General features: G+C 70.7%; 10 protein-coding genes. 4 read left to right on the top strand and 6 right to left on the bottom strand.

The genetic code is table 11. The annotated features are described in order from the left end of the window. A partial coding sequence (locus ACQKIP_RS29630) for a TetR family transcriptional regulator (protein WP_427744630.1) occupies positions 1-244 on the bottom strand: 244 nt, incomplete at its 3' end. 105 nt (positions 245-349) lie between these two features. On the opposite strand from ACQKIP_RS29630, the gene ACQKIP_RS29625 reads away from it, so the two are divergent. Beyond that, the gene (locus ACQKIP_RS29625; RefSeq protein ID WP_365864513.1) at positions 350-1,288 is read left to right on the top strand and encodes an oxidoreductase; all 939 of its coding nucleotides are present in this window, start codon (positions 350-352) and stop codon (positions 1,286-1,288) included. A gap of 10 nt (positions 1,289-1,298) precedes the next feature. Here ACQKIP_RS29625 and ACQKIP_RS29620 read toward each other — a convergent pair whose 3' ends face one another. From ACQKIP_RS29620 to ACQKIP_RS29605, 4 genes are all read right to left on the bottom strand, one after another. After that, positions 1,299-2,258, bottom strand: coding sequence for a GNAT family N-acetyltransferase (locus tag ACQKIP_RS29620; protein ID WP_365864515.1), 960 nt, complete (start codon positions 2,256-2,258; stop codon positions 1,299-1,301). Between the two features lie 69 nt (positions 2,259-2,327). After that, the gene (locus ACQKIP_RS29615; protein ID WP_365864517.1) at positions 2,328-3,203 is read right to left on the bottom strand and encodes an alpha/beta fold hydrolase; all 876 of its coding nucleotides are present in this window, start codon (positions 3,201-3,203) and stop codon (positions 2,328-2,330) included. A gap of 90 nt (positions 3,204-3,293) precedes the next feature. After that, complete coding sequence (locus ACQKIP_RS29610; protein ID WP_365864519.1) at positions 3,294-3,803, bottom strand: GNAT family N-acetyltransferase; 510 nt, start codon at positions 3,801-3,803, stop codon at positions 3,294-3,296. A 326-nt stretch (positions 3,804-4,129) separates the two neighbouring features. Continuing rightward, positions 4,130-4,429 carry a DUF6506 family protein gene (locus ACQKIP_RS29605; protein WP_365864520.1) on the bottom strand — a complete coding sequence of 100 codons (300 nt, stop codon included), beginning with the start codon at positions 4,427-4,429 and terminating at the stop codon, positions 4,130-4,132. A gap of 228 nt (positions 4,430-4,657) precedes the next feature. Between ACQKIP_RS29605 and ACQKIP_RS29600 the strand changes: the two genes are divergently transcribed. The 3 genes from ACQKIP_RS29600 to ACQKIP_RS29590 all read left to right on the top strand — a co-directional run bounded on the left by ACQKIP_RS29600 (position 4,658) and on the right by ACQKIP_RS29590 (position 9,278). Beyond that, positions 4,658-5,329, top strand: a complete 672-nt coding sequence (locus ACQKIP_RS29600) for an enoyl-CoA hydratase-related protein (RefSeq protein ID WP_365864521.1) — start codon at positions 4,658-4,660, stop codon at positions 5,327-5,329. 286 nt (positions 5,330-5,615) lie between these two features. Continuing rightward, positions 5,616-6,056 (top strand): STAS domain-containing protein, encoded by a 441-nt coding sequence (locus ACQKIP_RS29595; protein WP_365864523.1) that lies wholly within the window; start codon positions 5,616-5,618, stop codon positions 6,054-6,056. A gap of 117 nt (positions 6,057-6,173) precedes the next feature. Beyond that, positions 6,174-9,278 carry a discoidin domain-containing protein gene (locus tag ACQKIP_RS29590; RefSeq protein WP_365864525.1) on the top strand — a complete coding sequence of 1,035 codons (3,105 nt, stop codon included), beginning with the start codon at positions 6,174-6,176 and terminating at the stop codon, positions 9,276-9,278. Between the two features lie 74 nt (positions 9,279-9,352). Here the strand turns inward: ACQKIP_RS29590 and ACQKIP_RS29585 are convergent. Beyond that, positions 9,353-10,213 (bottom strand): hypothetical protein (locus tag ACQKIP_RS29585; protein ID WP_427744625.1); only part of this gene is annotated, 861 nt, incomplete at its 5' end.

Genomic DNA, 10,213 nt, shown 5'->3' with positions numbered 1-10,213 from the left:
AGGACGGCGGCTCCCCCTCGGGGCGAGCGGCCAGCTCCGCGTGGATGCCGACGCCCATGTCGGCCAGGAACTGGACGACCACGTCCTCCTTGGACGCGAAGTACCGGAAGAACGTCCGCCGGGAGACCCCGGCGGTGGTCACGATCTCGTCGATCGTGACCGCGTCGAATCCCTTGCGGGCAAGGAGTTGCAGCGCCGCCTCGGTCAACTCGCTCGAAACGAGCTGCCGTTTGCGCTCGGCCATGGTCACTTCGGGGCGCGTACTCACCCGGCCATCGTACACGTAATGCCTTCCATGTCACTCAGGATCCTCTTGACACTGAGTGCCACGGGCGACAACATGTGCCGCATGACGCAGCAACAGAGCTGGACAGCCGAGCAGATACCGGACCAGACCGGGCGGGTGTTCGTCGTCACCGGAGCCAACAGCGGGCTCGGTCTTGCGACCACACGCGCGCTCGCCTCACGGGGCGGGCACGTGATCCTGGCGGTACGCGACACGGAGAAGGGCCGCCGGGCGGTCGCCGAGATCACCGCCGGACAACCGGAGGCGAGCCTGGAGGTACGCCGCCTCGACCTGGCCGACCTCGCATCGGTCCGCACCTTCGCCGATCAACTGCGCGCCGACCATCCGCGCCTCGACGTGCTCATCAACAACGCGGGCGTGATGGCGCCGCCCCGCACGCTCAGCGCACAGGGTCACGAGTTGCAGTTCGCCTGCAACCACCTCGGGCACTTCGCGCTCACCGGGCTGCTGCTCGACCTGCTGGGCGCGGGGAGCAACCCGCGGGTGGTGACGGTCAGTTCGGTCAATCACCGGCAGGCACAGATCCGCTTCGACGATCTCACCGGCGAGCGCCGCTACAAGCCCATGGGTTTCTACAACCAGTCGAAGCTCGCCAACGCCGTCTTCGGGTGGGAGCTCCACCGCCGCCTGACACAGTCCGGCAGCCCGGTACGCAGCGTTCTCGCCCACCCCGGCTACACCGCCACCAACCTCCAGTGGGACACACCGACCGGCCTGTGGCAGCTGGTGTTCGGCCGCATCGGAAGTCCGCTGCTCGCCCAGCGCCCGGCCGACGGCGCACTGCCCCAGCTGTACGCGGCGACCGAACCGACGGTGGAGAGCGGCCAGTTCATCGGCCCTGGCGGCATGGGCGAGCTGCGCGGCGCACCGAAGCGCGTCAAGCTGGCTCCCGTGGCGACGGACCCCGAAACGACCCGCCGCCTGTGGGAAGTGTCGGAGCAGCTGACCGACATACGCTTCGCGTTCCCGGCGGCCGTGTGAATCCGCCCCTTCAGCGCACGACGGGCCTGATCAACTCCCAGGTCTGGACGGCGTAGTCACGGGTCATGCCGTGGCGTTCGTACAGGGCGAGCGCGCCGGAGCTGTTGCCGGTGTCCACGCCCAGGCCGATCCGGTCACGGCCGAGGTCCGCGTAGTGACCGAAGGCATGACGCAGGAGATAGCTGCCCAGGCCCCGGCCGCGGGCCTGGCGCAGCACGCCGATGTGACCGATCCAGGCCATCGACGCGCGGTTGTTGCGGGTGTGCAGCACCGCAGCGTCCCCGACGCCCTCGACATGGGCGATCCACATCAGGGACCAGTCGGCATGTTCGGCGTCGATGTCGTCCAACCACTGCTCGTACGTGCGCGGATGGAAGTCGAAGTGCTCGGTGAAGGCGTCCTGAATCAGCGCATGGGCGCGTCGGCGATCCGCCTCGTCCAGGCAGGAGCGCAGGGTCACACCGGGCGGCGGCTCCGGCAGCCGGTCCGCGGCGGTGGACAGCGGCCGGACCATCGCGTTGTAGCGCCGCACCGGGGTCCAGCCCCGCCCGCGCATCACGCGCAGGTCCAGGGTGGGCGTGATGCCGAGCTCCAGGTGCACCACCGCGCGGTCCGCTCCGTTGGCGGCCGCCAGCTCGGCGCAGCGCGCCTCCATCAGGTCCAGGAGGTACTCGGAAGCCAGGGGGCGGTCGGGCAGCGTGTAGTACTCGGCGTCGATCCGCTCGCCGCCCGACTCGTCCCACAGGAGGCCGTACGCGATCAGCCGGCCGTCGTCGAACAGCAGCCAGGAGTCGTGCTCCAGGTCCAGCTCGGGATGCTTCAAATCGGCCTGTATGTCGTCGAGATCGGTGTCGGCGCGGCCGATCTCCAGCACGTCGATCTCGTTGAGCAGCGCGCACACCGCCGACGCGTCGTCGAAGGTCGCGGGGCGCACTGCCAGGCCGGGCGGAAGGGCGGCGGGCACGGTCATGAGCCCACTCTCCGGCGCCGGGGGCCCGCCTCGCAACGGACTTTCCCGATGGCGGGCGCGCATGGCCCCTTACCTGTCGGTGGCGACCTTCTCCAGCAGCGACGCGAGGATCGGCTCGGCGTGTGTCCACAGCAGGGCGCCGCCGATTCCCGGTACGACACGGTGTCGGGCGCCGGGGATACGGGCGGCGAGCCGCGCTCCGTTGTCGGGCGAGTGGCTGGTGTCCCGTTCGCCGTACCAGATGTCGACGGGGACAGTGATGGCATCGAGGGCGAACGGCCAGCGGCTCATGGCCAGGGCCGTGTCGCGGGCGTACCCGGCGCCACCTTGACCGAAGCCCTCGTCCAAGGCTCTGCGGTATGCGACCGCGAAATCGGGATCCCGGTACACCGCGAGGTCGCACTCCGGGCTCCCGGCCATGACCATGCCCCACATCGCATCCGCGGTGAAGCCGGCAAACAACTCCTCGGCACCGACCGGATCGCACGCGGTCCGCTCGACCAGACCGCGCAGATCGGCCGCCAGGGTGGCGGCGAACTCCGGCGCGGCGACCTCATCCGCGCCGGAGACAACGGCCAGTGCCGATGCCACACCTGCCTCGGCGCAGGCGAGAGCGAACGGCGCGCCCTGTGAGTTCCCGACCACGAGCGGCCGCCCCAGCCCCCGCAGCACGCAGAGTTGCCGCATGTCACCGGCGACGGCGGAGAACGTCCGGCCGGGCGCGGGGGTTGAGGCACCGAGCCCCGGGCGGTCCACGGAGACGAGGCGCACACCGAGCGCTTCGACGACCCCCGCGCCGAAGCCGAGCCACCGGCTCGTCGCGGCACCCGGACACAACAGCACGGGCATCCCGTCCGACGGCCCCCACTCCGCCCAGCCGAGCAACCGGCCGTCGGACAGGCGGCACTGGCCAAGGCGGGCAGGGGTGTCGGCGTACACAGTCATGATTCACATCATGACCACCGGCAGGCGCTCACGCATGCGACTTTCGCCGCGGTCCGGCCCCGCTCGGGGCGAACGCCGCCCGGTGCGGCGCTAGATGCCGAACGGCGCGGCGTAGCGCACCGTGCCGGCGGGCAGCGGGTGATCGGCGTCGAGGGCGAGGGCCATCATGGCCTCGTCCGGGACGTCGATGCTGATGCCGATGCCGTACGCCGAGGCCCGGGTGAAGCCGAAGCGCGGGTAGTACGCAGGGTGCCCGAGGACGGTGACGTAGCGCTCGCCCTTGTCCCTGGCGGCGCCGAGCGCGGCGCGGATGGCCGCGGTACCGGCGCCGGTCTTCTGGTACTCGGGGAGTACGGCGACGGGGGCCAGGCACAGGGCCGGGGTGTCGCCGATGTGGCAGCGGGTCAGCAGCGCGTGCCCGACGAGCGTGCCGTCCTGGTCGGTGGTGACGATCGAAAGGCCGTCGATCCACGCGGTGTCGGCGCGCAACGCGTCGACGAGGTCGGCCTCCGAAGGTGTGTCGAAGGCGGCGACGACGATGGCGCGGACGGCGGGGATGTCAGCGCTGGTTTCGGCGCGGGTGATCCAGGTGTTGCTCATGGTGGACGGTGATCCGTTTCATGGTGGGTTCGTGTGGGTGACGCCCCGCGAGCTCACGCTCCCGGCGAGGGCGAATACGCCTGAAGTCAGGCCACGGCCCGGAACGTGAGGAGGGTCCGGGCGGTGCGCATGGCAGTGGCCTTGAGCGCGGTCATCAGCCCCACCTCCCTGTCTCTCACGATCCGGATCACACATGAACATCACGGATCGTAGCATCCGGCTGATTTCCGGCGTGGTCGGCGCGTACGGGGCGCCCGCCGGGAACGTGCGGGTGGGTGGGGCCAGCGCAGAGCCCGCCCTACCCACCCGCCCGATTGCTCGCTCGCTCAGGAGAAGATCGCGTGGACCTGGTCGATCGCTTCGGGGCCGTAGCCCACCACGCCCACCGGAACCGCCCCGTCGATCGCCTCGATGATGCGCCCGGCCCACACCGGCCCGAAGCCGCCGCACAGCTCGATCAGTTGAACCCCCTCGCCGACCAGACGGCGCGCGGCCTCGATGCCGTCCTCCGGCTTCTCCACCCCCACGAGCACCGTCCGGCACTGCCCCGTGTCGACGACATTCACGTCACCACGCGCGTCGCTGCCTGCCGCGGTGTAGATGAACCCCCAGCTGGTGAGCGCCATGAACGTTCCCCCCTCTATTCCGGTCACCCGGATCGGCCGTCAAGGTCAACACCATCCAAGCAGCCACCGGGCGGTCGCCCAAGCAGCCGCCGGCAAACGGTCCGACCCCTTGCACGCGCCCTGCCCCACGCCATAAGTTACCGACGAGTACCCCCAGGTCGGGCTCCGCGCGCCACCGACGCGCCGGGAACGTACCGCTTCAGCCGCCCAACAGCTTACGGAGCCACGATGCCCGCACTGGACCGCCAGGACAACGTCTTCATCCTCGACCTCGGAGACGGCGAGAACCGCTTCCACCCCGACTGGCTCACGGCTGTCGACGCGGCGCTCGACGAGGTGGAGAAGGCGGAGGGGCCCCGCGCCCTGGTGACCGCCGCGACGGGAAAGTTCTTCTCCAACGGCCTCGACCTGGACTGGCTCTTCGCCCACGCCGAGCAGCACCAGGACTACGTCGTGACCGTCCACGGACTCCTGGCCCGCATGCTGTCCCTGCCGGTGGTCACCGTGGCCGCGCTGCAAGGACACACCTTCGCGGCCGGGGCGATGCTGTCCCTGGCCCATGACTTCCGCGTGATGCGCGCCGACCGCGGCTACTGGTGCCTGCCCGAGGCCGACATCAACATCCCCTTCACTCCCGGCATGTCCGCTCTGATCCAGGCCCGGCTGACCCCGCAGACCGCGCACGAGGCCATGACCACCGCCCGCCGCTACGGCGGCCACGACGCGCTGGCCGCCGCCGTGGTCGACCACGCGGTCGACGAGGACGCCGTACGCCGGACGGCAGTGGAGATCGCAGGCGCACAGGCGAACAAAGCAGGCCCCACTCTCGGCACCATCAAGACCCGCATGTACGCCCCCGCACTGACCGCCCTGCGCGACAGGGACAACCCGCTCGGGTAAACAGCCACGGCCCGACAGCCGCGCCCCCCCTGCACCGACGTAGCCCGCTATACCGAAGGAGCCCGCGCCGACCTCACACGCACCCGTGACACGTCGCGATGACAGAAGTCACCGGCGGCTCGTCGAAACGAAGGTCCATCGCACCGGGATCACGCCGCAGCGCGAACTCGTCCGTCCTTATGGCGGCGGAGAGGCGTACGGAGGGATGGACGGGGGACCCGGCAGCCAGGCACATTGTGCCTCGGCATGCGCACGGGCTTCCGTTCGACGACCACAAGGAGGCGCGATGTCGACGCAGACCCATCGCCTCATCATCCACGAGCTCGCACGGTGCGAGGAGTGCGCCGTGCTGCGTGTGAGCGGTGAACTCGACCACAGCGTCGAGAAGTTCTTCCTGCGCACGCTCGGCGAGTCCGTGATGGCGGGTCATCGACATCTCGTTCTCGATGTGACGGCGCTCGTGTTCTGCGACTCCCGTGGCCTCAACTGCCTTCTCGGAGTGCGGTGGTTGCTGCGGCGCCGCGAGGGGCAGCTGCTCCTTGCGGGAGCCGGACGCCATCTCGTATCGCTCCTGACCGTGACCGGCAGCGTGGAGATGTTCCCCCGCTATCTCACCGTGGGCCAGGCCCTGCTGTCCCTGCCGCCGTCCCACCGCCCCGCGTGGCCGCCCCCGTTCTCCTCGCACCCGGACGGCGCGCCCAGCGACGCCCCGACCAGTGGTCCCTGATCTCCCCGGTTGTCGCGCGGTGTGACGCGTGATGCGGCAGGACCCTTGACGTGCCGGATGGGGCACCCGAAGAATGACCGCACTCTGACAACGTTGTCCAAGGAAGGTCGCGCCACGATGCCGCAGCAAATCCGGGGACTCACACGCCGCCAAGCCCTCCAGCTGCTCGGGGTCTCCGGCGCCGTCGCGGCCTTCCCGCTCACCCTCGGCTCGGGACAGGCCTCGGCCGCCGCGGAGCCGGACGCGATCGCGAGCACCTACTACCGGGTCCTGCTGACGCACACCCGCTGGGCCGAGACCCAGTGGGACCCCGCCCAAGGTCACTACAAGGCCAAGGACTTCGGGTTCGCCGTCGTGCTCGGCAACGCCGTCCTGCTGACCCGCGGCCACTACGACGCCGAGCGCGCCGGAGTCGACAAGGACACCCTGCGTACCCGCACGCTCGCCACCCTCAAGCACTTCGCGGCCTCCAACCGGCTGACGGGCGGCAAGGAATGGGGCCGGAAGCTGTTCTTCGACACCACCTTCCAGTCCTACTTCGTCCTGGCGGCACGCCTGCTCTGGGACGACCTCGACGAGACGACGCGGCACCACGTGGACACCATCGTCCGCGGCCAGGCGCAGTACACGGCGGAGTTGGGCACGGGCGACGATCCCGACTCCGGTGACTGGTCTCCCCACGGGCTCAGCGGTGGCTTCAAGGGCGACACCAAGCTCGAAGAGATGGGCATCTACGCCCAGTCGCTCGCCCCCGCCCTGGCCTGGGCGAGCGACGATCAGCGCCATGACACGTGGCGCACGGCCTTCGGCCGCTGGAGCCGCAACGAAGCGGGCCTGCCGGCCGCCGACCTCGCCAACCCGGCGAAGGTGGACGGCGTCGCCGTCAGCGCGAACACCGCGCAGAACCTGTACGACACCTTCATCGTCGAGAACCACGGCTCGTTCGGCCCGCACTACCAGGAGGAGCTCTGGCGCACCTCGGGCCGCAACGCCGCCCACTTCCTCGCCTCGGGACAGCCCCTGCCCGAGGTGCTCACCGCCCAGCCCAACGCCGTCCCGCTGTGGCGCACGCTGCTCGGAGTGATGAGCGATGCGGGCGAGCCCCTGATGCCGATGGTCGCCGACCGTGAGCACCTCTACGGCCGTGATGTCATCCCCCTCGCCTTCCTGGCGCAGGTCACGGGCGACCGTGCCGCCGCCGCCTGCGAGCGCGCCCTCGCCGAACGCCTGGAGGCCTATCAGACGTACCCGCCGGAGTACCGCATCGCCAAGTTCTCCGGCGAACCCAAGTACGAGCCGGAGGCGCGCGCCGAGGTGGCCATCAGCTACCTCCTGCACGAGTGGCGGGCCCGCTCCGGGAAGCCGCCCGTGCGGCCCCTCTCCCCCACCGAGCTCTTCGAGCAGGCGAGCGGCGTCAGGGACCACGGCACGGGCCCCGGCCTGGTCTCCCACCAGTCCCCCGGCGCCTGGGCGGGCACCGTCAGCAAGCCGGGCTTCGTGAAGTTCGCCTGGCAACCGGCGCACGACGACTGGCTGTTCGCGCTCAGCGGCACGACACCCATGTTCCTGCCGAGCACCCGGCCCGAGGTCACCGGACGGAAGGTGCTCACGTACACGCGGCTTCGGGACGGCTTCGACGGGAGCGCGAGCGTGCTGGCGCTGGAGGACGGGCATGCGGGGTTCACCACCCTGCCGTCGGGCGCCGTGGTCTACGCGACGTCCGGCACGGCGGCCGGGGAAGGTCACCTGGAGGTGCACAACCTGTCCATGCCCGGCGTCCCCGGCCTGGACGGCAGCCGCACCTACCGCACCGCCGAGGGCAGCACCACCGTCAAGGCAGGGTCGGGGGACCGACCCTCCGGCGGTCCGCGCACCGACGAACTCACCTTCCCGGCAAGCCAGTTCCGGCATCTGCGGATGCTGGGCGTGCGACCCGATCCGTCGTACGGCTATTCGCTGTACGCCTTCGAGATACGCGACGGCGCCGCGGGCGAGGACCTGGCACGCGCCGGCGGCGCGAAGGCATTCGCCTCGTCCTTCGACCCGGGCAAGGAGCCCTCGCTCGCGATCGACGGTGGCGGCACCAGCCGCTGGGCGGTGTCGCGTGCGGACCGCACCCGGGCGGACAGCTGGATCGCCGTCGACCTGGGCTCCGCACGGTCCGTCGACCGGGTGACGCTGCGCTGGGAGAACGCGGCGGGCCGCGCCTACCGGCTCCAGGGCTCGGCCGACGGGGAGCAGTGGACGGATCTGGTCGCCTGGCCGCAGCCCGACCTCACCAGCCGCGGCCGGTGGCTGGACGTCGACGGCCGTGCCGGTCTCGTCGTGCGGGTCGGCGCCCACCCGATCTCGGTGTACGGCGACACGGTCGTCCTCTCCGACGGTCCGGCCGAGAGCCTGCTGGTCGAAGGGCTGCCCGGTGCGACACCTCAGGAGTTGCGCGCCGCTGCCGCACGCAAGACACCCTCGGCGGACTCCGCGCACGTCAAGACGGCCCTCACGGAGGACTACCTGAGCCTGTTCAACCTGTCCCCGGACGCCGTCACCACGACGGTGACACTCCCCCGCGCCCGCTCCGGAGAAGCCCGTCTCTACGAGGGCGTCCAGACCCTCACCGAGTCCGCATCGGCCTATCGCCTCGAACTGCCCGCCGCATCGGCCCTGTTGGCACCGCCACGCTTCACACTGACCGCCAAGCACCTGCCCGCCGGGCTGCGCGCCGAGGTCGTCGACGGCGCCACCGTGCGGCTGAGCGGGCCGGCCTGCCGTGTCACCGTCTCGGCGCAGGGCAGGAGCGTGGGCGCCACGGTCCGCGCGGGCCGTACGACCACGGTCACGGTCCCCCGCGCCACGGCCTATCCCCGCACGGATCTGGCCCTGGGCCGCATCACCTTCCCGACCGCCCCGCTGCCGCCCGGCATGACGGACCCGCAGGCCGCGGTGGACGGCGACGAGGCAACCGCGTGGTCCGCGGGCCAGGACGACCGCATGGTCGTCGACCTCGGCGCGGAACTGCGCATCGGCGAGATCCGCACCCGGTGGCGCGGCGGCCACGCCCCGGCCGCACACCTGGAGTTCAGCCTCGACGGCCTTACGTACGACGGCTCGGCGCGGCTCTCGGCGCGCGGCAGCCTGCGCGCCGACCGCACGGCGCGCTATGTGGCGCTCCGCGTCACCGCCGCGTCCGGGGGCGCCCTGACCGCGCTGACGGTCACCTCATGACAACAGCGCCCGGGGACATGGCAGAAGCCGCCATGTCCCCGGGCGTAGTCAGGCAACTCCCCCCGTAACTCCCGTTACTTCGCGCGCGCCAGAGCGATCGCGCCCTGAAGCCGCTCCCCCGCCTCGTACATCATGTAGGGAACGCCGTTCTCCGTGCCGAAACTCGGCGAGGCGCTGCGCCCGTTGTCGGGGGCGCCGTTCGTCGAGTCGTGGAAGACACCGAGGTGATCGCGGCGCGAGAAGTCCTTGCCGACCTCGGTGATCAGTATGTTGCCGCCGCTGCCCTTGTCGGTGTTGTAGACGACATAGGCGCTGTTGCCGCGCGTGAGCAGGTGGGGCCCGCCCACGTTCTGCGCGCCCACGTCGGCATGCCGGATCAGCGGCTTCTGGTCGAAGGTCCAGTTGCGTCCGTCGGCCGACCAGCCCCAGCCGATGTCACGGTGGTTGGTGGTGTTGTTCAGCATGAAGAGCATCACGTAACGGGCGCCGCGCGAGGGCAGGTCGTGACGGAACACGCGGGCGTAGGACGTCTCGGTCGTGCCACTGGGCAGCATCGAGGCGGAGAGCACCACCTTGTCGTACGTGAAGTGGATGCCGTCCTTGGAGCGGGCCAGGCGCGTGGTGGTGTTCTCGCCGTGGAAGTACAGCCACATCTCCTTGGCGTCCTCGTTCCACAGCACGTGGGGCGAGGAGACATGGCTGACCTTGTAGTGCGGCTGCCAGTTGTTGGTGACCAGGGGGTTGGCGTCGTACTCGGTGAAGGGGCCGTCGATCGAGTCGCCGTAGGCCAGGCAGATGCCGCCGGGCGCGTCGTGCGGGGCGTAGTAGAGGTAGTAGCGGCCCAGCGCGTCGGCGACCCTGCCGACGGTGCCGCGCAGGCACGGGAAGATGATCTCGCCGGTGGGGTTGTAGGCGAGGTCCGAGGGCTTCAGGAC

Origin of the sequence: Streptomyces sp. NPDC059900, assembly GCF_050270335.1 — a bacterium.
Taxonomy (GTDB): domain Bacteria; phylum Actinomycetota; class Actinomycetes; order Streptomycetales; family Streptomycetaceae; genus Streptomyces.
This window is presented reverse-complemented; position numbering and strand designations above follow the sequence as displayed.